At 60.4% G+C, this 22,513-nt stretch carries 17 protein-coding genes; 7 read left to right on the top strand and 10 right to left on the bottom strand.

All coding sequences use genetic code 11. From position 1 onward, the window contains the following. The first annotated feature begins 80 nt into the window (after positions 1 to 80). Both C7G61_RS08870 and C7G61_RS08865 read left to right on the top strand, forming a co-directional pair. On the top strand, positions 81 to 539 hold the full coding sequence (locus C7G61_RS08870; protein ID WP_108513722.1) for a hypothetical protein: 459 nt from the start codon (positions 81 to 83) through the stop codon (positions 537 to 539). A gap of 17 nt (positions 540 to 556) precedes the next feature. Continuing rightward, positions 557 to 2,383 (top strand): S8 family serine peptidase, encoded by a 1,827-nt coding sequence (locus tag C7G61_RS08865; RefSeq protein WP_108513721.1) that lies wholly within the window; start codon positions 557 to 559, stop codon positions 2,381 to 2,383. A gap of 149 nt (positions 2,384 to 2,532) precedes the next feature. Here the strand turns inward: C7G61_RS08865 and C7G61_RS08860 are convergent, their stop codons facing one another. From C7G61_RS08860 to C7G61_RS08845, 4 genes are all read right to left on the bottom strand, one after another. Then, positions 2,533 to 3,006: a VOC family protein gene (locus C7G61_RS08860; protein ID WP_108513720.1), complete on the bottom strand. Its 474-nt coding sequence runs from the start codon at positions 3,004 to 3,006 to the stop codon at positions 2,533 to 2,535. Positions 3,007 to 3,134: 128 nt separating this feature from the next. After that, complete coding sequence (locus C7G61_RS08855) at positions 3,135 to 3,932, bottom strand: substrate-binding periplasmic protein (RefSeq protein ID WP_244608198.1); 798 nt, start codon at positions 3,930 to 3,932, stop codon at positions 3,135 to 3,137. Then, entirely contained in the window at positions 3,925 to 4,284 is a 360-nt protein-coding gene (locus C7G61_RS08850; RefSeq protein ID WP_108513719.1) for a c-type cytochrome, read from the bottom strand. The genes C7G61_RS08855 and C7G61_RS08850 overlap by 8 nt, the downstream gene beginning before the upstream one ends. Before the next feature lie 124 nt (positions 4,285 to 4,408). Further along, positions 4,409 to 6,148, bottom strand: a complete 1,740-nt coding sequence (locus C7G61_RS08845; protein WP_108513718.1) for a pyrroloquinoline quinone-dependent dehydrogenase — start codon at positions 6,146 to 6,148, stop codon at positions 4,409 to 4,411. An 819-nt stretch (positions 6,149 to 6,967) separates the two neighbouring features. On the opposite strand from C7G61_RS08845, the gene C7G61_RS08840 reads away from it, so the two are divergent. Continuing rightward, the gene (locus C7G61_RS08840) at positions 6,968 to 8,476 is read left to right on the top strand and encodes an amidohydrolase family protein (RefSeq protein WP_108513717.1); all 1,509 of its coding nucleotides are present in this window, start codon (positions 6,968 to 6,970) and stop codon (positions 8,474 to 8,476) included. A gap of 32 nt (positions 8,477 to 8,508) precedes the next feature. Beyond that, positions 8,509 to 9,264, top strand: a complete 756-nt coding sequence (locus C7G61_RS08835) for a ThuA domain-containing protein (RefSeq protein WP_108513716.1) — start codon at positions 8,509 to 8,511, stop codon at positions 9,262 to 9,264. A 46-nt stretch (positions 9,265 to 9,310) separates the two neighbouring features. On the opposite strand, the gene C7G61_RS08830 is transcribed toward C7G61_RS08835, so the two are convergent. Continuing rightward, on the bottom strand, positions 9,311 to 10,699 hold the full coding sequence (locus tag C7G61_RS08830; protein ID WP_108513715.1) for an ABC transporter substrate-binding protein: 1,389 nt from the start codon (positions 10,697 to 10,699) through the stop codon (positions 9,311 to 9,313). 220 nt (positions 10,700 to 10,919) lie between these two features. Here C7G61_RS08830 and C7G61_RS08825 point away from each other — a divergent pair, with 220 nt between their 5' ends. The 3 genes from C7G61_RS08825 to C7G61_RS08815 all read left to right on the top strand — a co-directional run bounded on the left by C7G61_RS08825 (position 10,920) and on the right by C7G61_RS08815 (position 16,996). Further along, positions 10,920 to 13,106, top strand: a complete 2,187-nt coding sequence (locus tag C7G61_RS08825) for a PAS domain S-box protein (RefSeq protein ID WP_108513714.1) — start codon at positions 10,920 to 10,922, stop codon at positions 13,104 to 13,106. 230 nt (positions 13,107 to 13,336) lie between these two features. Further along, positions 13,337 to 13,975, top strand: coding sequence for a hypothetical protein (locus tag C7G61_RS45650; RefSeq protein ID WP_145963582.1), 639 nt, complete (start codon positions 13,337 to 13,339; stop codon positions 13,973 to 13,975). Positions 13,976 to 14,191: 216 nt separating this feature from the next. Next, on the top strand, positions 14,192 to 16,996 hold the full coding sequence (locus C7G61_RS08815; protein WP_108513712.1) for a TIR domain-containing protein: 2,805 nt from the start codon (positions 14,192 to 14,194) through the stop codon (positions 16,994 to 16,996). Positions 16,997 to 17,267: 271 nt separating this feature from the next. Here C7G61_RS08815 and C7G61_RS08810 read toward each other — a convergent pair whose 3' ends face one another. The 5 genes from C7G61_RS08810 to C7G61_RS08785 all read right to left on the bottom strand — a co-directional run bounded on the left by C7G61_RS08810 (position 17,268) and on the right by C7G61_RS08785 (position 22,128). Then, positions 17,268 to 17,885 carry a L,D-transpeptidase gene (locus tag C7G61_RS08810; RefSeq protein WP_108513711.1) on the bottom strand — a complete coding sequence of 206 codons (618 nt, stop codon included), beginning with the start codon at positions 17,883 to 17,885 and terminating at the stop codon, positions 17,268 to 17,270. A gap of 143 nt (positions 17,886 to 18,028) precedes the next feature. Beyond that, the gene (locus tag C7G61_RS08805) at positions 18,029 to 19,027 is read right to left on the bottom strand and encodes a hypothetical protein (protein WP_145963581.1); all 999 of its coding nucleotides are present in this window, start codon (positions 19,025 to 19,027) and stop codon (positions 18,029 to 18,031) included. Positions 19,028 to 19,058: 31 nt separating this feature from the next. Continuing rightward, a complete protein-coding gene (locus C7G61_RS08800) occupies positions 19,059 to 20,279 on the bottom strand; it encodes a vanadium-dependent haloperoxidase (protein WP_145963580.1) in 1,221 nt (406 codons plus the stop codon). 174 nt (positions 20,280 to 20,453) lie between these two features. Then, the gene (locus tag C7G61_RS08795) at positions 20,454 to 20,669 is read right to left on the bottom strand and encodes a hypothetical protein (protein ID WP_108513708.1); all 216 of its coding nucleotides are present in this window, start codon (positions 20,667 to 20,669) and stop codon (positions 20,454 to 20,456) included. A 721-nt stretch (positions 20,670 to 21,390) separates the two neighbouring features. Beyond that, positions 21,391 to 22,128 carry an adenylate/guanylate cyclase domain-containing protein gene (locus tag C7G61_RS08785; RefSeq protein ID WP_244608245.1) on the bottom strand — a complete coding sequence of 246 codons (738 nt, stop codon included), beginning with the start codon at positions 22,126 to 22,128 and terminating at the stop codon, positions 21,391 to 21,393. Between the last annotated feature and the right edge of the window lie 385 nt (positions 22,129 to 22,513).

The following is a 22,513-nucleotide window of genomic DNA, read 5'->3' as shown; positions in this document are numbered from 1 at the left end:
CCGTAAGGTAATCAGCGACCGCCGCCCAAAGCGGCGGTTGCGCTCGCTGCCGTTATGCTTCCCTCCGGAGGAGAACATTCATGTCCGATTCCAATCCTTCTGGCGCAACTGCGTCACAGCCACGCCCGGCAGACATTCAGCAGCTCGTCGCGCTGCTCGGCAATTTGATGCCGCTTCTCATGCGCCTTCAGTTTCAACCATTTGAGCAACCGTTCCAAACCATGCCCGGTAGCCTGCCGATGCCGAACCCGGTCCTCGATCGTCAGGCTGCGGAGAACATGATCGGCGATATGGTCGCGGAATCGCTGCGCTCGCTTTCCGCCTTTCTCGCAGCCAACGCAGCACAGCATGCCGGCCTGGAGAACTGCGTGCCGATCGTGACCCAAGCCGCGCACAGGTTTGCCGCGCGGGACTATGCGCAGGCCTTCGACCTGATCGGGCAGGCCTATCGCATGATCGAAATCGTCCGCGCAGCTGATCCGCGCGTTCCGCTGGTGCGACAGGCTTCGACCGATCAGACTCAACCCTCAATCCACTAAAGGTGGGAGGCGACACCATGGCAGCAAGCTCATCAGATGACGCGCGCTCCACGGCGAGCGGCGACCGACGCAAATCATCACGTGACGCGCGCTCGGCGCCGGCCGGTGATCGACGCAAGCCGGCCCGCACCAGTCAGTACATGATCGCGCCGGCGGGACCTGGCGTAAGCGGTCAAGAGCTGGCCGAGCAACTCAACCAGTTCGGCAACATCGAGATCCTGCGGACCCGTGAGCGACGCGACACCACTGTCCCGCCGATTGCGGTCGTGCGCATACCTGACGACGCCGCCACCGCACTGCGCCGCTCCGCAGCTGGCAGCTTGATCATCGAGCCGGACCTCCATTTGCGAGCTGCATCATTCGCTGGCGCGTCATCGGTTCTCCCGACGGCCGCGATGATGACCGCGTTCGGGCCGGATTTGAAGGTGACGATCCGGATCATGAGCGAAGCCGGCACGCCCGTGGAGCAGGCGGCGGTGCGGCTCATCGGTGAGCAGGCGTCAGTTCAGGGACTGACGGATAGCGACGGCAGAGTAAATCTGACGCTGCAAGGCGAGCAGCCGGACACGGTCGCTGCCATACTTGTCAACCCGCGCTCCGGCTTTTGGGGCCTGTGGCAACATCGGCCTCATCTCGACGCCGATGCGGTGAACATCTTCACTCTAAAACCGTTGTCGCTGTCGGAGGCGCTGGATTGGGGGGGCGCAGCCATGCAGCTTGACCGGATCCCGAAGCAATGCCGCGGCGCCGGAGTCAGGATCGCTCTGATCGACAGTGGCGTTGCGACCAGCCACAAGCGATTGACCGGGATCGATCACGGTATCGACATCAGGAGCGCCGAAGCAAAATCCTGGTCGAAGGACGCAATCGGCCACGGCACGCCATGCGCGGGCCTTATCAGTGCCGCGCCCCAGACAGCGCACGGCGTACGGGGTTACGCGCCGGACAGCGAGCTGCATGTCTGCAAGCTTCCGTCCGATGCCTATTGCAGCGATCTGATCGTGGCGCTCGACTATTGCCTGCAGAACGCCATCGACGTGGCGTGTCTGGGATTCGGTTGCGAGCGCGGCTCGGCTCTGGTTGAGCAACGCATCGCTGAGGCAAAACAGCATGGCATGAGCCTCATCGCGGCTGCCGGAAATTCCGCAGGAGCGGTGCTGTTTCCGGCTTGCTCCCCGAACGTCATGGCGGTTGGTGCGGTCGGACAAGCGGGAAGCTTCCCGGAAGACAGTCCGCAGGCGGCACAAGCGGCGGCAGCCATCGCGCTCGCCGGCGGGTTCTTCGTACCGCCGTTTTCCTGTCGCGGGCCCGAGCTCGACCTCTGCGCGCCTGGCGTTGCGATCACTGCCTGCCAGTCCCCTGACAGTTACGCGCTCTGTGACGGGACCTCGCTCGCGGCTGCCCACGTTACCGCACTCGCAGCCCTGATCCTCGCCGATCACAGTGATTTCAAGAGCAGTTTCGCTGCCAGAGATTTGCAACGCGTCGAACGGCTGTTCCAGATTCTCAAGGATACCGCGCAGCCGATCGGTCATCCCTGGCAGACCGGGGCCGGGCTACCGAACGCGGCGCGTGCGCTTGGCATCTGGTCTGAGCAGCGAGCGACAGTCGTGCCGCTGAATGTCGGATTGGGTCAGATGCGCAGCGCCATTCGGCAGCTCGATCAGATTCAGTTCGGCGCAAGCGACGTGATGCCGTTCGAGCTGCCGCGTGGTCCGGCCAGGGTGAGTAGCCTGCCGCTGAGTTCGGGACCTCTGGCGTTCCAGGCCGACGGCGGCGAGAAAGCAAGCATCCACGAACTCAAGGCAGCAATGGCGTTCGCTGGTTTGGCGGCAGAACGCTAAAGCGCGATGGCTCTAAGTCGAATCGCAATCGCGCTTTAGTCGGTTGCGTCCGTCGCATTTAAAATAGCGTCAGGACCAGGGCCGGTCGGACCGCAGCGATCGTTCTGAAACCGCAAACGGACGCCACCAGATCTTACGGTGCGTGAACATCAGCCGCGTCGCGCCGCTTTGATCGCGGCGACGTCGATTTTCTTCATGCCCATCATGGCATCGAATGCGCGCTTTGCTTCAGCGCCGCCGGCCGCCAGCGCCTCTGTCAGCACGCGCGGCGTGATTTGCCAGGAGACGCCCCACTTGTCCTTGCACCAGCCGCACGCACTCTCCTGACCTCCATTGCCGACGATGGCGTTCCAGTAGCGGTCGGTCTCCTGCTGATCATCGGTGGCGATCTGAAACGAGAAAGCTTCGTTATGCTTGAACGCGGGACCGCCGTTGAGGCCCATACACGGGACGCCGGCGACCGTGAATTCTACCGTCAGCACGTCGCCCTGCGTGCCGGAGGGGTAGTCACTGGGTGCACGGTGGACGGCGCCCACGGCGCTGTCGGGAAAGGTTTCGGCGTAGAAGCGGGCCGCAGCTTCCGCGTCCCTGTCGTACCACAGGCAAATCGTATTCTTGGCCATTGCTTGTCCTTTTGCTTGGCTTACTCTCGTCCGAGAGTTCTATCGATGCCCTGCTGTCTGGGCCCGCTCTTTAATCATTAGGCTGCAATCCTTAGGTTGCAATCCTTAGGCTGCTCCTGGGCTGATGCTCACTGCGGAGGCCGCAGCTCGATGCCGTAGCGGGCGTAAATCCGTGCGATGGTGCCATCGGCCAGCAGGGCCTCGATCGCCGCATCGACACGCTGCCGCAGTCTGTCGTCGGGGCGAAGCAGTCCGGCCGCAATATTCCAGTTCAGATCCTGGTCGTTGTCGAACGCTGGAATCAGGCGGAGCGGCTTGTCGGCATGCTGCAGGTTGAACCAGCCGACCGTCATCGGTGTGACGGCGGCGGCCTCGATCTCGCGATTGGCCAGCGCTGCGACGATATCGTCCTCGAACACGAACGGAGACGTGGCGGCGCCGGCCTTGGCGAGCGTCATGGAGACCAGCGAGCCGACCGGTACCCCGACCCGCTGATCGGAACCGAGACTTGCCAGCGACGACGCCGGCGAATCGCCGCGCACTGCGAGCACGACGCCGCTGCGATGGTAGGGGCGCGAAACCCGCACACCGCCCGCGGGCGGCGTATCCTTGCGGGCGATGACGTCGAGCACGAGGTCGCAATCGGCGCGGCGATACTGGATCGCACTGACCACCCATTCGCGCGTCAGCTTGACACCGAGTTGCTCGGCGATTTTGTCGCCGAGTTCGATCTGGAATCCCGGGAGCGGTCCGGACTTGCTTGCAAACGGCAGTGCGTTGGGGCTGGCGCAGAGCGTCAACGCGCCGCGCTCCATGACGGTTTCCAGCGAGCGGGCATCCGCCGAGGCGTTCCAGAACATCAACAGCGAGAGGCTGGCCGCGTATCGGGCGAGGCGATATCGCGGTCTCAACGCCCCGCTAGTCATCGAGCCCCCGAATGTAGGCCAGGATCGCGATGATCTGGCCGTCACTGAACACCGACCCATAGGCGGGCATGGCGCCCGTCCTGCCCTTCTTGATTCGCTCGATGATGAATTCGTCGCTGCGCTCGGACTTCGACAGCTTCGGACCTTTGCCAGCATGGCGGCCGCCATCCGGGTGACAAAAGCCGCAGGTGGTTGCGAACATTTTCCCGCCTTCGATGTCGTCCGGCGAGGCTTCGGCTTGCGGCAGCGGATTTGCCGCGGCCGGTGAGGTGGACTGTTGGGCAAACGAGGCGGTCGACAGCCATGGCCAGACGATGGCCAGGGAAGCAACAATTACGAACGGTATTCGCATTCCAGCATCCGCATTCACCGCGAGGTGTTGATCGCAAGAGCGGCAACGTGTTGACCGCAAGAGGGGCAACGTATGGACCGGCAAGGGCGGCGGGAGAAATCGATCCCCGCCGCCCACGCTATCGTCATTGCCTGAGTGTGAAGACAACCAGGGCACCGGTATTCTTCGGCATGCTCTTGAAGGGCTCGCCAAAGAGCCCGACAAATTCGTCGCCCACCAGGCTGCCCCAGCCCGCCGGCACGGCGACGTACTGCTTGCCACCGGCCATGTAGCTGATGATGCCAGCATTATGCCCCATGCCGTTGTTGCGCGACCAGAGCTCTTCGCCGGTGTCCGCATTGTAAGCGTGCACGACGCCTTCGGAATCCGGCACGAATACCAGATTGCCCGCGGTGGCGAGAACGCTGGCGAGCGGCGGGTACTTGTAGTTGACCTCCCACTTCTTGGCGCCGGTGACCGGGTCGCGGGCGCTAAGATGACCACGGGCCGGTCCGTCCGGAGGCGCCACAGGCTTGAACGTGGCGCCGATGTTGAGCTGGGCCATCGGCTCCAGGATCGGCGTGGTCTTCTCGACGGTCAACTCCATGCACCACTCCTGCCCGATCCGGTAGAAGAGCCCGTTCTTGGGGCTGTAGGCGCCAGAGTTCCAGCTGATGCCGCCCATGATCGCCGGGCACAATGGCGGGTCCACCTTGCCTTCCGAGAGGTCACGGCGACCGATCAACTCGCCGGTCTTCGGATCGATGCTCTTGACGAAGTTGATGTTCTTTACCAGCGGCCAGACGTTCTCGATCTTGGCGTTGGAACGATCGTAGACGAAGACGTGTCCGCCCTTGTTGGCGTGCACGACGAGTTTCTTGCCGCCACGGTCGATCATGACGAACTCTCCCACGGAAGAGTCGAAGTCCCAGGCGTCGTGCGGCAGCTCCTGATGGTAGAATTTGAGCTTGCCGGTATCGGGATCGAGTGCGATGACCGATGTCGTGTAAAGATTGTCGCCCGGCCGCGGTCCACTCTTCTTCCAGTCCGCGCCCGCCCAGTCGTAGAGCGGCGCCGGGTTGCCGGTGCCCCACCACACCGCATTGTTTTCCGGGTCATAGGTTCCGGGCATCCAGCCGCCGCCGCCGCCGGTCCGCCAGGAATCGCCGCCCCAGGTCGCCTTGGCCTCTTCGGTACCGGCGACCGTGAAGAACTCCCATTTCTTCTGTCCGCTCTTGCCGTCCACGCCGAAGATCGGTCCGCGATGGGGCCATTCGCCGCCCTGGGCGCCGATGATGACCATGTCCTTCACCACCAGCGGCGCGCCAGTGAAGCCGACCGTCATCCTCTTGGAATCCAGCAGCTTGGTGTCCCAAACCAGCTTGCCGGTCTTCACGTCGAGCGCGATCAGGCGCCCATCGACCGTGCCGACGTAGAGATTGCCGTGTCCGATGGCGATGCCGCGGTTGTACGGCGAGTGCGTTTGCTTGGCGACCAGTTCCTCGTCGAGTTCCGGCGCGTAGGACCAGATTGTCTTGCCGGTCGCGCCGTCCAGCGCGTAGACGCGGCTGTAGGAGCCCGAATAGTACAGCACGCCGCCGATGGCGAGTGGCGTCGACTGAATGCCGCGGGTGGCGCGCTCCGGAAAATGCATCCAGGCAACTTCAAGATTCTTGACGTTGCCGGTATTGATCTGGTCGAGGCCGCTGTAATGATAGGACTTGTAGGTGCCGTGATAGGTCGGCCAGTCGTTCTGGGCCGCCTCGGCATTCAGCGCCGCGTCTTGAGGCTGCGTCGGCGCTTGAGCGTGCGTCGGCGAGACGGTGACCAAGGCAGCCACCGCCAGCACAGCGCAGCCGGCGAGATATCGTTCGTGGAAAGTCATCTGCGTCCTCCCTTTGTAGTTTGTTTGTTGGGCCGAATTTTCGTCCGCGACCCTTGACAGGATGTCGTGGCGTCAACGCCTCCTAGGGTCACAAGTTCGAAATAGATGGCATGGGCCGGCGGGGCCGCCATCGCGAAGAAGCGACAGCACGTCTTGCGGCCTGAGTGAGAAGCGGGCAGAGGATCGGGCGAAGGATTGTCTTCGAAGAGGGCGCCATGTCAGAGCACGGCGGCACATGCGATCACTGCCAGCGCTTGCCTGTCCCATGCTGCCCCCGGCGATGTCGGTGCAGTGCACCATGACATGTCCCTCGATGCGCTCGCCCATTAGTTGACCGGATTGTTGTTTTTTTGTGGAGCGCCTGTCGGCGGTGGCAACCTTGAGCTGAAGCCGCAGTCACTCCGGCCACGGCGCAGGACAAGCGATGGAGCCGCGCAAGCGTGTCGAGCACAGCATCACCACCGAGCAGCGGGGTTGCGCTCATTCCGGTAACCCCACCGGTCGCGCCGGTCGCAAATGACGGCGGCGTTTGGACAGTGTGACTGTCGGATTACATCGCTTGCGCCAATCGAGGTTTGGGCATTGAATTGCGCGATCATACGCCACCACCGAAAGTAGTTTTCTCAGTGTGCCTGCGCTCGTGCAGGATGACACGATGAAGAGAGGGGCGTGGGCGTGAAGCGAGTGTGATGGCTCCACTCGCAGCTTAAGCGGAAGGTACGCCTCATGGTCATCTGACTGATCGGGAGTAGGCCGAACTCGCAAGCCTCATGCGCGCACTGACCAGCACTGTCGACGCCAAAAAAGGGGAGGAGAACGATGAGCACCTGGCTTAGTGAACGAGAGCAGCGCCTCGTTGCGGGCGCCGAGGCGGCATCGGCCGCAACGCCGATTCCCACCCAGATTGTTTCCAACGGCGAGTATCTGCCGCCCCCGCAGAGCGAGACACAGAAGAAGGTCGAGGCGCGGATCAACGAGCTCGCCGACGTCAACGGCAAGCACCTCGGCTTGAGCCGCAGGCAGTTCCTGCACACGAGCTGTGGCATGGCGGCGGCATTCCTCGCCATGAACGACATCTACGGCAATGTTTTCCAGGTCGCGTCTGCAGAGGCCCGCGAGCCCGAGCTGATGCTGGCGCGCGCGCAGGGCCTCGCCGGCCAGTTCATCTTCGACGTTCAGACCCATTTCGTGCGCGACGAGTTCGATCACAAGGAGCTGTTGGGTCTGGCGGACTTTGCGAGCCAGCACTGGAATCCGAAGATGAAGGAGGAGGGCGTCACCTCGCTCGCCCGCTACAAGTTCCAGAACTATGTGAAAGAGATCTACTACGACAGCGACACCAACATGGCGCTCTTGAGCGGCGCGCCGTTCGACGATCCGAGCTGGTGGCTTCTGTCCAACGAGCAGATCGTCAAGGCGCGCGAGCTGATCAACGACTTCGCGGGCTCGCGCCGCCTGCTGGCGCACAGCGTCATTACCCCGAAGCAGCCCGGCTGGATGGAGGAGGTCGACAAGGCAATCGAGGTCTACAAGCCGGATTCCTGGAAGTCCTACACGATCGGCGACCCGCTGGCGCCCTCGAAATTCCCATGGCGGCTCGACGACGAGCAGGTGATGTATCCGTTCTACGAAAAAGCGGTGAAGGCCGGCATCAACACGTTGTGCATCCACAAGGGGCTGCTGCCGCCCGATTACGAGAAGTCGTTCGCCGGCGTGTGGGAATACGCAACCGCGTGGGACATCGGAAAGGCGGCAAAGGACTGGCCGCAGATGAACTTCGTGATCTATCACTCGGCGCTGCGGGCGTTCCTCGAACTGCCGGACAAGGCATGGGCGGAGTTCGAGCAGACCGGCCGCATCCAGTGGGCTACGGATCTTGCGGAAATCCCGCAGAAGTTCGGCGTCACCAATGTCTATGCCGAGCTCGGCACCTCCTTTGCCAACTCGGCGGTGGCGCATCCGAAGTTCTGCGCCGCGCTGGTCGGCACGCTGATCAAGGGCATGGGGGTCGATCACGTCATGTGGGGGACCGACTCGGTCTGGTACGGCTCACCGCAGTGGCAGATCGAAGCGCTGCGCCGCCTCGAAATTCCGGAGGACATGCAGAAGAAATACGGCTTTGCGCCGCTCGGCGACGCCAATAGCGCCACCAAGCAGCTGATCTTTGGCGGCAACGCCACCAAGTTCTACAAGATCAGGCTGAAAGCGGCTGACAACACCAGGATGCCGGCCTTTTCCGCGGACCGTCTCGCTTCGCTCAAGAACGAGTATGCGCTGGCGGCCGAGGGGCCCTCGAACCTGCGCTACGGCTACGTTCGCGCCGCCTGAACGCCAACCGCTGCGGCGGCACGGGAGGGATCGTGAGGCGACGTGAGTTCATCGCGCTGCTCGGCGGCGCGGCGGCAATCCGGCCACTCGGCGCGCGTGCGGAGCGCGCGCCTGCGCGCATTCTCTATTTCACATACTCGGCCGGCTACCGGCATGATGTCATACCGCTTTCCAAGGCAATCCTGACCCGGCTTGGAAGCAATTCGGGTGTTTTTGAAGTTACTGCAACGGAAGATACATCTGAATTTTCCACCGAAAACCTCGCGCGCTACGCCGCGGTGATGTTCTACACGTCAGGAGAGCTTCCGATGAGCGGCGCGCAAAAGGTAGCGCTTCTCAATTTTGTGCGCTCGGGCCGCGGGTTCCTCGGTGTTCATTCGGCGACCGACACATTCTACACCTGGCCGGACTATCTCGATCTGGTCGGCGGCTACTTCAATGGTCATCCCTGGCATCAGGCCGTGACAATCGAGGTGGTTGATCCCGGCGATCCCCTGATGGCTTTTCTCGGCAATTCGTTGCAAATCGAGGACGAGATCTACCAGATCAGCGACTTCGACCATCGTGGATCACGCGTGCTGCTGCGCCTCGACCCAGGCTCGGTGGACCTTGGCAAGACCGGCGTGCATCGACGATTCTATGGTTGGCCTCTCGCATGGACGCGATACTACGGCGAGGGACGCGTATTCTATACGGCGCTAGGCCACGAGCCGTCAGTTTGGCAGGACGCCCGCTACCAGCGAATCCTCACCAACGCCATCCTCTGGTCGATGCGAAGGTCGCCCTAGCAGACGCCGTGGCAGCCGCCATTCGCGCGGGGCGGGAACGGCTCTGCTATCCGCGGATCGCCGCATTGGCCTTCGCGGCGGCGTTGGTCATCGCAATCTTCGCTGGATTCGCTCCGGTGACCACTTCATTCACGCCGATCATGAATGCGTCCATGATCGGTCTCGATTGCGGATGGAAAAGGATCGCCTTGGCGCGGTCGACATCGGCATTCTGCAAGTTGGTCAGCGCCGCCTCCGCGGCTTGTGCGCCGAACGCCTTCTTGAAGTCCTCGCTCGACCAGGCCGACACCCGTGTCGTCGCCAGCCCCGCCGCAGCGGTCCGCATCGAGGTCGGCTTGCTTGTCGCCCACAGCAGAAACAGGAACGCAGCCCGCTTGTTTCGTGACCTGGAATTGATGCAGGCCTGCCAATGCGACATGAAGGGCACGGACGTGCGACCGGTGGCATGCGGAAAGGCGGCAAACACGGCCTTCCCGGCAACGTGGCTTCTTGCCGGATTGGAGATGTCGGTGGCGAAATTGCTGCTGTCGATCGCCATCGCCGTCCTGCGCTGAAGGAAGTCGTCCAGCACGTGGTACCATTCGTAGCCGCTCACACCGCCAGGCCCGGCTTGACTGAGCAACTTTCCAAACATCTCGATGGCCGCGATTGCTTCGGGGCTTGCGAAAACAGCCTTGTTGTCGCTGACCATGGCCCCGCCATAGGAGAAGACGAAGCTCATGGCCGCCACCGATGAATTGCCGCTGGCTTGAGCCCGCATGGCTATCCCGGACATCTCATCGGTCTTGAGCGCGTTCGCGGTAACAAGCAGCTGTTCGAAAGTCTGCGGAACCGGCAGGTTCTTGGCTGCCAGCGCATCGCCGTTGATGAACAGGGTCACCGCCTCCGAAGTGATCGGCATGGCGTAGCGTTCGCCGTCCCGCCACAACGGAAAGGCCCGGGCTGTCTTGAGAAGGTCGCCCTCGTCATACCAGCCGAGATCGGTCAGCGACTTGTCGGCATAATAGGCGTTCAGCGGCTCGAGCCATCCTGCCGAGATGCCCTGGCCATAGGTCGTCCACATGAAGACGTCGGGGGTGCTGCTGCCACGGTTGAGCTGGATCGGCAGCGCGCCCAGGTACGTCGTCTCCAGCCGGAAGTCGGGAACGACGCTAATACCGGTGAGCTCGGTGAAATCGGGCAAGAGTGGAGTAATCGCGTTCGACCAGGGATGGATCGCGCCGGCGAGCGCGATCGTCTGCCCCGCAAATTGTTTCCAACCTATCGCGGCATTGGCATAGGTCGCGGCGGCATCCTGTGCGAAACCCCACCGCGGCAACATGGCAAGGGCCGGCAACGTTACGCCCGCCGCGCCCAATCCCTTGACGAAGCTGCGCCGGCTGGCCGACGCGGAACCGCTCGGCAACTTTCCACGCAACTTTCGACTTGGAGCCATGTGCTCCTCCCGGGGAAGCCGCCTTCACGTGGGCGGGCCCTAACCGTGACGTTCTGGCCCCTTGCGAGGGGCGTAACGGGCCGGTGTAATCTGCGCGTTGAGGCTGCCGGTTCCCGTCTTACCCGTGCGACCTTGGCTGCATTTACATTATAATACTGGCAATACTCTGCGTCGGCATTAGAAATCAGCCGCTCACGCGAGCATCGAAGACTTAACGCCAATGTCAGTCCCTCAGAGGCAGTCCTTTCGGTGGTTTGCTCGTCCGCTGGCGCTGGTGGTCGCGGTTCTTCTAACTGTGGTTGTTGCGACCGGATTTCTCGGCCTCCGATACTTGCAGGAGCGACATGCGGCAAATCTTGCGCAGGAGCGCAACCGCCAGGTGCTCGAGACGCTGGATCGGCTGAAAGCGGTCATCGCCGACGTGGAGGCCCAAAGGCGCGGCTATCTGCTGACTCTCGATCCGCAATACCTCAAGGCCTACGGCGTCTCCGATGAAAGCGTACGGCGGGACGCGCAGGCGCTCCAGGCTCTGGTCGCGGGTGATCCATTGCAGAGCCATCGTGCCGAACATCTGGCGCTGACCGTTGCGGCGAAGCTGCGCGAGATCGATGAAATCGTCAAAACGGTCCGCACCTACTCCGGGCCGGCCGCGCTGGCGATGATCCGCAGCCTGGACGAGATAAGGTCGCAGATCGACCAGATGGTGGACCACGAGCGCTTCCTGCACGTGGACCAGGAGAGGCGCGCCGAGGCGCTCGAACGACGCAAGGCCTGGCTGATCGCGGCCGCTATCGTCATTGTCGCAGTCCTGGCCGGGGTGGCGCTGGCGCTCGCACGGCTCGAAGCGAAAAGGCGGCGTAAGGCGATCGCAGAGAACATCGCGCTCCACGGCGATCTCCTGGCGCGCGACAAGAAGATCCGGCGCCTGGTCGACTCCGACATCGTCGGGATCATCATCTGGGATCTCGAGGGTCGCATATTTGAGGCCAACGATGCGTTTCTCCATATGTTGGGTTACGACCGGGCGGATCTTGCCTCGGGGCGGGTGAACCGGACGGACCTGACGCCGGCGGAATGGCGCGACCGCGACGCACGCACCGTGGACGAGCTGAAGCGGAAGGGGACCGTCCAGCCATTCGAGAAAGAGTACTTCCGGAAAGACGGCAGCCGCGTGCCCGTGCTGATGGGCGGGGCAATGTTCGAACAAAGCCAACATCAAGGTGTTGGCTTTGTGCTCGATCTGACCGAGCGCAAGCGGGCGGAAGAGGCGCTGCGGCAGAGCGAGGAGCGCTTTCGCACCCTCGTGCATTTTTCCTTCGACGTGTACTGGGAGACCGATGCGCAGCATCGCTTCATTCACCAGGAGTTTGCGGAAAGCCTTGCCGACGCGCCGGGGTTGGGCTCCGAGATCGGGAAGACACGATGGGAAGTGCCTTACCTGGAGCCTGATGAAGAGGCCTGGCGCAAGCACCGGGAGACGCTCGATGCCCACCTGCCGTTCCGTGATTTTGAGCTCGCACGGCTCGCTCCCGACGGCAGCAAGCGTTACGTCTCCGTCTCGGGGCTGCCGGTGTTTGACGGAAGGGGACGCTTCATCGGCTATCGCGGCGTCGGGCGGCACATCACCGAACGCCGGCGGGCCGAGGAAGCCTTGCGCGCCATGCAGGCGGAACTCGCGCACGTCAATCGCGTCACCACGATGGGACAGCTGGCGGCCTCGATCGCCCATGAGGTCAACCAGCCGATCGCCGCGACGGTTACCAACGCTCAGGCCGCCCTGCGCTGGCTGCGCGCCCAACCGCCCGATCTCGGCGAGGTTCGCGACTCCCTTGCCCGTATCGCTGAGGACGGCAAGCGCGCCGGCAACGTCATCGGCGGTATCAGGGCCCTCATCAACAAGGTGCCGTCGCGGAAGGATCGGTTCGATCTCAACGAAGCCATCCTCGAAATGGTCGCGCTGACCCGAAGCGAAGTGCTCAATCACGGCATCTTGCTGCAGACCGGGCTCGCGCCGGGATTGCCCAAGGTGGATGGCGATCGCACTCAACTGCAGCAGGTGATCCTGAACCTGATCCTCAATGCCATTGAAGCCATGGGCGGCATCGATAAGGGGACGCGCGAGCTACGGATCACCACCGAGAGGGAGGCCGCCGGCGGCGTGCTCGTCACGGTTTGCGATTCCGGCCCAGGCCTGGACCCGGCGGATGTGGAGCGCGTTTTCACTGCCTTTTACACGACGAAGCCCACGGGCATGGGCATGGGCCTCGCGATCTGCCGGTCGATGGTCGAGGCTCACGGGGGACGGATGTGGGCGAGCGCGAATGAACCTCGGGGCGCGGTCTTTCAGTTTACCCTGCCGCTGGAACGAGACGAGAGCGTTCCAGCCCGCGCTTCAGGCGGATGGTGAAAACGAGGTCCGTGGTGACCGCCCTCAAGCATCAGAAGCAGAACAGTCGGCAACCGACGGCAGATCGACTCACGCGCGAGACGGCTGCGAATAACCGACTATTAACCATATAAGCGCATGATTTACGCGCTGAATTTGGTGGGCAATCGCACGCGAGCCGTCGCTGCATCGTCCACGCGATGGCTATGCGAGGGAAATCTTGCGACGGGTCTGGGACGTAGGGAACGCAGGTGGCCGAAACACCGGATAAGGAAACGCAACAAGACAATCAGCCTGCGACGGCACGGCAGGGCGCTTCGGGCCGGGTGCCGGCGATACTGGTGTCTTTATCCGCCTTGGCCATCATCGGTGCGGCCACCGCCAATTCTTTGCCGAGTTTCAATCCCTCCTCGTTGCCGAATTTCAATGACTTCTCTTTGCCGAATTTCGATCGCTTCTCTCTGCCAAATATCTCTCTGCCAGATTTCGATGGCTTCTCCTTGCCAAATTTCAATCGCTTCGCCGCACCTGCACATGAGACGGCTTTGGCCCCGTTACCAGATCCCGTCGTCCGCGCGGCACTGAACGATATTCAGTTGTCGCAGCAGCAAAACGCAGCGGTGCTGGTGTCGCTCACGCAGGCCTCTGCAGCTCAACAGGGGGACTTGAAAAGAATATCCCGCCAACTCTCCTCGCTAGCGGCGCAGACGGACGCTCTGCAGAGTGCTGTGACGCCGTTGACGACTTCCAGCATCTCGCATTCAAAACCTCGCGCTCGGGTCGTCCGCACGTCGCGAAAAACAGTCTCCCCACGGCCTAAACCTGTCGGCCCTGTTTCGGTCGGAGGCGCCCCGCTGAGTCCGGCGCCGGCACCGGGTTCGGGTGCATGACAACTTTGCGGTCCCGGCCTCGAATCTGTGCCGCCGATCGGGCTAACGCAGAAGCGTATCCTTTACGTGCAAGTTTTTCGGCGGTGCATGAGTCCGCTGAGGTAAAGCGGAAGTGCGCTGGTTATCCCGAATTTTTCGCTGGTTGATCCTGAGCGGACATGAGTGTCGCCCGATTGTTTTCGGCTATAATGTGCTCGGCACTGGAGGGATTGTGCGATGCCGCGCCTCGTGGTCGACAGCAACTATCTCGGCACCGACGAGCTTCGAACGCAAAATACCAAGAGAAGGTATCGTGCCTTTATCTCGTATAGTCATAAGGATACGGGCTGGGCAAAGTGGCTGCATCGTGAGCTGGAAAAGTATCGTGTGGATCGTGATCTTGTCGGGAGAGAAACCGCGACCGGCAAAATACCGCAAAATTTACGTCCGATTTTTAACGATCGGGATGACTTCGCAAGCGGGCATTCGTTAAAGGAGGCTACCACTCTTGCGCTCGATTCTTCAGAGTTTCTCATCGTCATTTGTTCTCCCCGTTCCGCGGCAAGTTTGCACGTAAATGAGGAAATTCGTCTCTTCAAGATACTAGGACGCTCGTCTCGTATCATTCCCATCATTATTGACGGTGAACCAAATCACCCTGAGTTGGAGTGTTTTCCTCCCGCGTTGAAATTCGAAGTCCTTTCCGACGGGCAAGTCTCGGAGATACCGGTAGAGCCTGTCGCCGCGGATGCCCGCGAGATTGCTGACGGCCGGGAAGTTGCCAAGCTTAAAGTTATTGCAGGTCTGCTGGGAGTTGGTCTCGATGAAATCAGAAGGCGGGCGGCACGAGCTGCACGTACAAGGCTCATCGGCCTGGGCATTACCGCGGGCGCAATGGGAATACTGGCCATTGTGGCCGGGCTAGCTGCTTGGATCGCGCACACGCGCGCAATTGAAGCAGAGCAGCGTTTGGATTGGGCGTTGGAAACCGCGGGCTCGATTACATCGAAGACGGTCAGTTTCAAGAATAGATTCGGTGTTCCTGCTCCCGTTTTGTCAGACCTCCTGCAAGAGGTCGAAAGACTGTTAGGTCGGCTCACACAACAAGGTGTAAATTCTCCTGAACTTGCACGGCGTGAGGCTCAGCTTTACCAAGCGCTATCGAACGGCAACAGAGATACGGGAAACACTGCAAAAGCGTTGCTGCAAGCGAAGCTGGCCTTAGATAAGCTAGCTTACTTCTCGGCGAGGAAAGACAACTCGTCTCAGATGGGGAATGACATTGCATGGGCTCGCATGCAGATCGGCAGTTTGCTCAAGCAGCAAAACAAACATGAAGATGCCAAGAAAGAGTTCTTAGAGGCCCAGCAAATTTTCAAGCAGTTGGTTGCAAGCGAACCACGCAATCCCCAATGGCAATCCGGCCTCGGTGCCTCGCTCAAGCGATTAGCTGATCTACTGGCGGTCCAGGGCAACCAGGTGGAGGCGAAGGCGGCGCTAGACGAGCGCATCGCGATCGATAGAAAGCTGCTTCAACTATACCCCAGCCATAATCCCTATAAGGAAAATTTGGCCTCGGCCTTGAATGATCGCGGAGATCTGAATCTAAATTCCAACGAATTCAAGGAAGCACATTCGCTTTATAAAGAAGCGCTCTCCATCAACTCCTCATTGAACGCAGTTGATCCAGCCAATGTAAACTGGATGGAGAGTTTCGCGCAGAGCCAGCAGAATGTGGGATATAGCCTGGAGCGCCAGGGTAATACTGCGGAAGCCGTCGATCTCTACACTCTCGCGCGGGAAATCCGCCAAAAGCTATCGGACCTAGATCCTACAGACGTTTCGAAATTGGGGCGTCTTGCGTACAATACTAGCTTGATTGGCAATATCGCTTCGGCTACGGGGAATTTACAAAAGGCAGAGAGTTCTTTCGCAGAAGTTGTCAGAGCTAGAAAGAAAATCGCGTTATTGGACCCGCAGGACTCTGCTGAAAAAGGAATCCTTTCGGTCGCGCTCGCGCAATTTGGAACTGCGCAGTTCTATCTCGGCCATATGAGCGCAGCCCTTCTTACCTTTGAAGAGGCGCACACTCTGTGTGCCGAGCTCATTCGATCAGATCCCACGAATACATACGTTAAGGCGGCACAAGCTATTAATCTGGGTCTGATCGGCATAATTGGAGAAGCGCTCGGCGACCAAGCGAGATCGACTTCTGCAGCCGAGGAAATGGTAAAGCTTGCCGACGAGCTGGTCATTATTTCACCCACCAATAATCTGTATGCTTATCAGGCGTTCTTTTCCCGACAACTGCTTGCAATAAAGTACAGAAGCCAGGGAAGACCACAGGAAGCGCTGGAGTTGCTGATCGCAAGGCAAGCCACTGCTGAGCAGCGCAAAGACGAGAAGGACGTTAATTGGCTCAATGCCGTGGGCACCTACTACAGTGAACTCTACCGCGTAAACGTTGATTTGAACCGCTTCTCGGATGCGTTGGCGGCCGCTAATGCCGGTCTTGAAATCACAAAAAGATGGAATGATGTCGACAAAAGAAGCGCCTTGGCAAAGCAGCAGGTGGCTACAGCCTACACCAACGTTGGTATAACAAATCGCTTTCTGAGGAAGTTTGACGAAGCGCGCTCAGCTCTTTCACTTGGGCTTGAAATTAGAAAGGCTCTCGTTGAAAGGGATTCCGGCAATACTCAATCCAAATCTGATCTCGCAATCTCGTGGTCTCGCCTGAACGACTTGCATTGGGACGAAGGAAATTACTCAGATGCTCTTCTTGCCGAAGAGAAGGCCGTGGGAATTAGACTAGAGTTATGTGCGATTGACCCGGCGAACCTCGCCTTCCAGAGCGATCTCGCGGAGTCTTATACGAAAATTGCTTCATCGCTGGAGCGTTTGGATCGAAAGGCGGAAGCGCGTAAGTCGTTAGAGTCCGCGTTGAGGACCCGACAATCTCTGGCACAAAGTCAGCCTAACAGAGCGGATTTTGCGGCCGATGTTGAGTGGACTGCTCGTCGGCTTTTAGAGTTTAAGTAGGTTCAAAGCGGAAGGATGTGCGGCCGGCGTGATCAACGCTAGCCAGCATCCGAAGCTGCTGGAGACCTAAGCTTATCGGGCCCCTTGTTTCAAGATCTGGAGTTACCAACCCATCGCGAACTTACCGGACTGGTGTCTCCGCGTGCGGGTGGGCAACACGTCGTAGCCAAATAGGCGAGCAACGCCTCGATCTGGCCCTCGTCGAGGGTCTTTCGGCTGTTTTCCAGCTGACATTTAGTCTCCCAATCCCAACATTTATGGGCACTCGCCCTTAGGCACTTCTGCCCGGCGGGAGGACGACGACGATCGCGCCCAGCTTCACCCGGTCCACGAGATCGATGATGTCTTCGTTGGTCAGGCGGATGCAGCCGGACGAGATGGCCTGACCGATATATTCCGGCTGGTTGGTGCCGTGGATGCGGTACAGGGTGTCCTTGTTGCCCTCGTAAAGATAGATTGCCCGCGCGCCCAGCGGATTGGCCGGACCTCCGGCAACGCGCTTCGGGTAGGGGCCGAGCCGAGCCTGGATCTCTGCCGTCGGGATCCAGTCCGGCCATTCCGCCATGCGCCCAACCGTAGCGACGCCGGACCAGGCCAGCGCTTCCTCTCCCACCGTCACGCCGTAGCGGATCGCCTTGCCTCCAGGCAGGACGTAGTACAGATACTTGGCGTTGGTATCGACCAGGATCGTGCCCGGCTGCTCTTTGCGCGTGTAGTCGACAATATGCCGGCGATACGTCTCCGGAATGCTCGCCCGCGCATAAGGCGCGTGGGCTAGCAACTGCCGGTCCCTTGGGGTCAAACTGGCGTTCGACGACGGCGCAAGCGTCGCTTGCATGCAGCCGCCGAGCAGCCCCACCAGTAACAACGCGAGCCCACGCCCCATCATCGCGTGTCCTCCAAAGAGTTACATGTTTGCAATTTGTTTGCTCGAAAAGTGCAGAAATCAAGGCGTCGTGCGATTATTGCGTGTCTCGCGACAATAATATTCGGGGCAGGCGGCGTTCGGCGACCGGATCAATCGAGTGCCATTCAATCCCGGTGTGCCGCTTCCCAATCTTTTGCAGCCTTCACCAACTCTTCGAATGCTCCGCCGCTTTCGAGCAGCGCACGTTTGAGCGCGGCCTCGAGCGGCTGTTCGGCGCCGGTATCGTCGAGCGGCATCCTGTCCTCACGCACCGCCGTCATTAGCCGGCTGATCTCGCCTGCCGCGTGGGCCGGTGTGTGCATCAGCACCAGCCGGCGCATCGGCATGGGGTTGTTCGGCATGTGACAGTTATCGCATTGCGCGTCGCGCATCCGCAGCGCCAGCGTCCTGTAGGTGGAGTCGAGCTTTGGCAGATAGGGATTGTCCTGCCGGAACAAGCCGTCAAAGAGCGTCACGCGCGGCTGGATGCGTCCCTCCTTGTCCATCCACATCCATTTGCCGTTGAATTTGTGCGAGATGGGCTGCGTGGAGACAACAGGGTTGCCGCTGCCCCGTTCGGTGAATTGCCCGATGACGACCTTCGCGGTTTTTGGATTGACCCAGAACAGAACCGCATTCGCAGCCTGATAAGCACCCCACTTCGCCTCTTCGTGCCAGAACGGATACGGAAACTGCCCGGGCGGCAACAGGTTGCGAAATCCTGCCCGCAGACGGATCAGGTACAATCGCTCGCGCTCGAAATACTCGGTGCTGTACTCGCCGCTGTACATGAACAGCGGGAGGTAAAGACCGGTAATCACATCGGGCGCAAACTGCGTGAGGTTGGTGTCACTGAGCGCTGCCGCGGCATCCTGGTTCCGGCGACCCCACAGCAGCCTCGGCGCGAGGCTGCGCCGCAGCGCGGAGTCGCCGAACAGGCTGCGCCGGCATCGGTCGAAGGCTGCCTGGTCCGAGGGCGAAGCAGGCGGACAGATTTGCTGCAACTCGAATGCGACCTCGGAAGCCATCTGCGCGATCTTGTCAGTAAGGTCGGGCAGGTCGTCGTCGATGTCAGCGGCGTCTGCGGCAAGGAAGGTGGCAAGCAGCAGCGCGCCGCCGGTCACCAAGCGCCTTGCGATAGCGCCGAACATGGGCCTACGGCGCCGGCTTCATGTACTTTGCAACGAGATGGTCGGCGACCTTGTGACCCATCGCGTCTCCGACCTCCAGCGAATTGCGGAAATGAATGCCGCCCCAGATGCGCACCTCTTTGTGCTCCTGGGTCATCTGCGCAAAGCTGGTAAATTTGCGTGAAAGGCGCGCGTCGGAAGTATCGGTCGCGACGAACTGTTCCGCCCCGTTGCCGAAAACAGCTTCCAGAACGCCTTGCGCCGCACCCGCGTTGATCCCCGCCTGCGACGGGTATTCCGGATGCATCGGCGTGGCGTTCAGAGGCTGCCAGCCTGCGACGCGTTCAGTCGCATCGTTGCCGTCCTGGTCGCCGTTGCGGATCGCGGTGATCGGTCGCCAGAAATTGTATTGGAATTTGGCGTCCCAATCGACAATGAAGCAATTGGCGAGAGCCATGGACATCAGCGCGAATACGCGCGCGCTGTCTGCGACAGGGAGGTTGTGACGCGCGGAAGCCTGCCTGGCGGCCTGGAACCATGCCGGCCCAAGGTTGGCCTGCGTCCAGAAGCGCACGGCGTCGGACTGCGCGTCGGTCCGCTTGGTGCTTTTCATCCCGCCCATTTCCCTGGTTTCGTTGTAATCGCGCGCGTAAAGCGCGCTGTTGAGGGCCGGGGGCGGAGCCGGGCGGACCTGACTGGCGCTGTCCAGACCCCACGGCTTGGCCGTCGCATATTGAGGGAACAGCGGCGGCGTGGTCGGGACCCATACGCCGGGCGTGGTGAGCGGGCGGTATGTGTCGGGCATGTTTGTCGCATCGCTCTGCCGTTCCGTAAAAACGGCGTCCGCAACGCTTTTGCCTAAATCAATACCTGCAGCCCGTGCGGGGTTGTCCGGAATGGTTTTCATCGTCTCCGCGAAGGCTGCATCAATCCGCTCCTTCTGACCGGGATACTGGCGCATGAGAATTTCGCGGGCAGCCGCCGCTGCCGCGGCCTCGGCTGAGGCGTTTGGGTTAGCTGGAAGCTCCGGTATGTAACGGGAATATCGGTTCTGCACCGAATTGACCGCGTCGGACATGGACACGTTCACCAGAGCCATGCTGCGCGTCCACGGATTACCGGCGACGTTGACCGCCTTCATCACGTCCATGGCGGTGTTGTTCCATTCGCCGATGACGTCCGCGCGGACCGGTGTATCGGCTGAAATGAGGACCAGGCCGACGATTGCAACTTTCAGCACGTTCATCGTTGCCTCCTTCGAAAAGTTGGATTTTGCCAATGTGGTGTGAATGTACCTCCGTAATTTTCTTGTCGTGCGCGCAGTTGCACCCACGCTTGGTCCGCAAAAGCGTCACCCAACCACCAAGGGTCCATTACAATTTTCGCCAGGTAACCGATTGCGGCGGAGCGAAGGTCGGGCCTAGCGCTCAGGCGTGTCCGTTTTCGAATCTGACATCGCGGACCAGCGCTCGTCAAAACTCGCAGGCGGGAACTGGTTCGCGTCAATCGTAGTCGTGCCGGTGGAGACGACAATGCCGTCTGTCGAAGTCGAGTGCGACCTCATGTTGGCGGCGGTTGCGGCAACAGCGAGCAGAGCGACAGCCACGAACCCGGTAATCGTTCGATGCCTCGTCATGCGGACCTCCTACTCTGGTCCAAACGCCCCTTAGTGTTGGGTCACGGGAACTTCGCGAAGGTTCAACAGCAAAGCGAGAAGTATGGATTGCGCGAATCCCACACGGACAACGAAGCTGTCCCAAATTCTGAAACCCGCGCACGAGACCGAATTGGGTCTGGAAGTGCAAATTACGGCAAGGGCATAAGTTCAGTTGGTAGCGGTCTCTTACCCTGGGGGCAGCCCGTTCGGCCCTTGAGGGACTGAATCGAAGCTGGAGACTCGTTGGACTGGTTCGGATCAGATGCCGATGCCTCGGCCGCGCTTATAAATTCGGTCACGGCAGCGTTCGATGACCATTCCACGTAACTAACAACGGCGAACCCAAGTACGAGCAAGGTGAGAAGCCCGACCGCCACCGTGGTGCCCATTCCCTGCCAATGGATTTGGCTATTGAATAATGGCATCGCTCGTCTCCCGAAACGGGGCTAGCGACGGCCTTAAATCAACTCGCGATATTCAAATGTGAACTGCCTCACGTCTCACGGTCACTTGATGTCGAGACGGAACGACAACGTCTTTCTGCCTGGGGCCGTCGCAAAATGAGCAATCAATTGGACGGACAAGCTTAATGACAATGCGGATCGCTTGTGCGCCAGCCGGCTGATCGGACAGAGCAGGTTGGAAGGCTTTTTCCAAATCAGTTGATAAACTCGTTCGCAGAACATCCGGCTTTGCGCCGCTAACGTTCGGCCGCGAACAATCTGACGCTCTCTGTGAGGCCCTTCAGGGAATGACTACCTTCGTCATGAAACCTGATGTTCGATCCTGCGACAAGATCATGGACTGTATTCGACACCAGAACCTGCCCGGGCTTTGCCATCGTCGCGACACGCGACGCAATGTGGACCGCGATGCCGCTCAGATCATCATCGGTCATTTCGACCTCGCCGGCCCTTACCTGCAGCCCAAGAGCTTCAACGCCTTCATTGATCGCCAGAGCGCACCGGATTGACCGAGCCGGCCCGTCAAAGGTTGCCAGGAAACCGTCTCCCATTGTTCTCACCTCATGCCCTCTATGTCGCGAAATCTCCCGCCGCACGAGCGCGTTGTGCCGATCAAGCACATCGTGCCATGCACGATCCCCGATCGTCTCGACACGCTTGGTTGAGTTCACAATGTCAGTGAACAGAACGGTGGCGAGCACGCGATCAGATTCGATTGCGGACCGCGAGCCTGTCAGGAACTCTTCAACCTCATCCAATACCCGTTCTGTTTCGCCGGTCCACAACAGGTGATCATTGCCGGGCAGTTCGAGATATTTCGCGTTTGGGATTTGCCGGGCCATGAACCGCCCGGTTTCAACGTTGACGCGAACGTCCCCTTGTCGATGAATAATGAACGTCGGCACCCGTATCGTTGGAAGGATTGGACGAACATCGATTTCGCTGTTCCATGCGCTCTTCCAAGGTTGGCGCACCAACCGTTCTGTCGGAAAGCCCGGTGCCGCGCTTGTCAAACATGATCAGGCGGGCGAAGGCCGCCAAGCGTGTCCAAACCCGCGCACGATAGGGCTCCTCCCAAGCGACATCGAGGTTGAAATGAAACCAGGAACGAACACGAGGTCGAAGGGCCCTTCGCCGACGACCTGATAGGCGATGCGAACATCACCGCTCTTTGCGTATTGGGTTTTCGGAACCATTACACATCACTGCACGTAAAGTGGCGTGATCGGCTTCGTCGACTTCCCAGAGAGCAGGTTCGATCTGAATCTTACCAGTTTGCGGCGGTACGCGGAAGCCAAAACCGCATAGCCCAGCCACAGCATGCGGTAATCGGCTGCTTTCTCAACCAGGTATCACACA

Origin of the sequence: Bradyrhizobium algeriense (assembly GCF_003062295.1) — a bacterium.
Lineage (GTDB): Bacteria > Pseudomonadota > Alphaproteobacteria > Rhizobiales > Xanthobacteraceae > Bradyrhizobium > Bradyrhizobium algeriense.
This window is presented reverse-complemented; position numbering and strand designations above follow the sequence as displayed.

Coding starts and splice junctions, on each gene's coding strand:
- C7G61_RS08865 (WP_108513721.1), top strand. CDS start 557: ATGGCAGCAAGCTCATCAGATGACGCGCGCTCCACGGCGAGCGGCGAC.
- C7G61_RS08860 (WP_108513720.1), bottom strand. CDS start 3,006: ATGGCCAAGAATACGATTTGCCTGTGGTACGACAGGGACGCGGAAGCT.
- C7G61_RS08810 (WP_108513711.1), bottom strand. CDS start 17,885: ATGATGGGGCGTGGGCTCGCGTTGTTACTGGTGGGGCTGCTCGGCGGC.
- C7G61_RS08825 (WP_108513714.1), top strand. CDS start 10,920: ATGTCAGTCCCTCAGAGGCAGTCCTTTCGGTGGTTTGCTCGTCCGCTG.
- C7G61_RS08830 (WP_108513715.1), bottom strand. CDS start 10,699: ATGGCTCCAAGTCGAAAGTTGCGTGGAAAGTTGCCGAGCGGTTCCGCG.
- C7G61_RS08850 (WP_108513719.1), bottom strand. CDS start 4,284: ATGCGAATACCGTTCGTAATTGTTGCTTCCCTGGCCATCGTCTGGCCA.
- C7G61_RS08870 (WP_108513722.1), top strand. CDS start 81: ATGTCCGATTCCAATCCTTCTGGCGCAACTGCGTCACAGCCACGCCCG.
- C7G61_RS08840 (WP_108513717.1), top strand. CDS start 6,968: ATGAGCACCTGGCTTAGTGAACGAGAGCAGCGCCTCGTTGCGGGCGCC.
- C7G61_RS08855 (WP_244608198.1), bottom strand. CDS start 3,932: ATGACTAGCGGGGCGTTGAGACCGCGATATCGCCTCGCCCGATACGCG.
- C7G61_RS08800 (WP_145963580.1), bottom strand. CDS start 20,279: ATGAACGTGCTGAAAGTTGCAATCGTCGGCCTGGTCCTCATTTCAGCC.
- C7G61_RS08815 (WP_108513712.1), top strand. CDS start 14,192: ATGCCGCGCCTCGTGGTCGACAGCAACTATCTCGGCACCGACGAGCTT.
- C7G61_RS08845 (WP_108513718.1), bottom strand. CDS start 6,148: ATGACTTTCCACGAACGATATCTCGCCGGCTGCGCTGTGCTGGCGGTG.
- C7G61_RS08795 (WP_108513708.1), bottom strand. CDS start 20,669: ATGACGAGGCATCGAACGATTACCGGGTTCGTGGCTGTCGCTCTGCTC.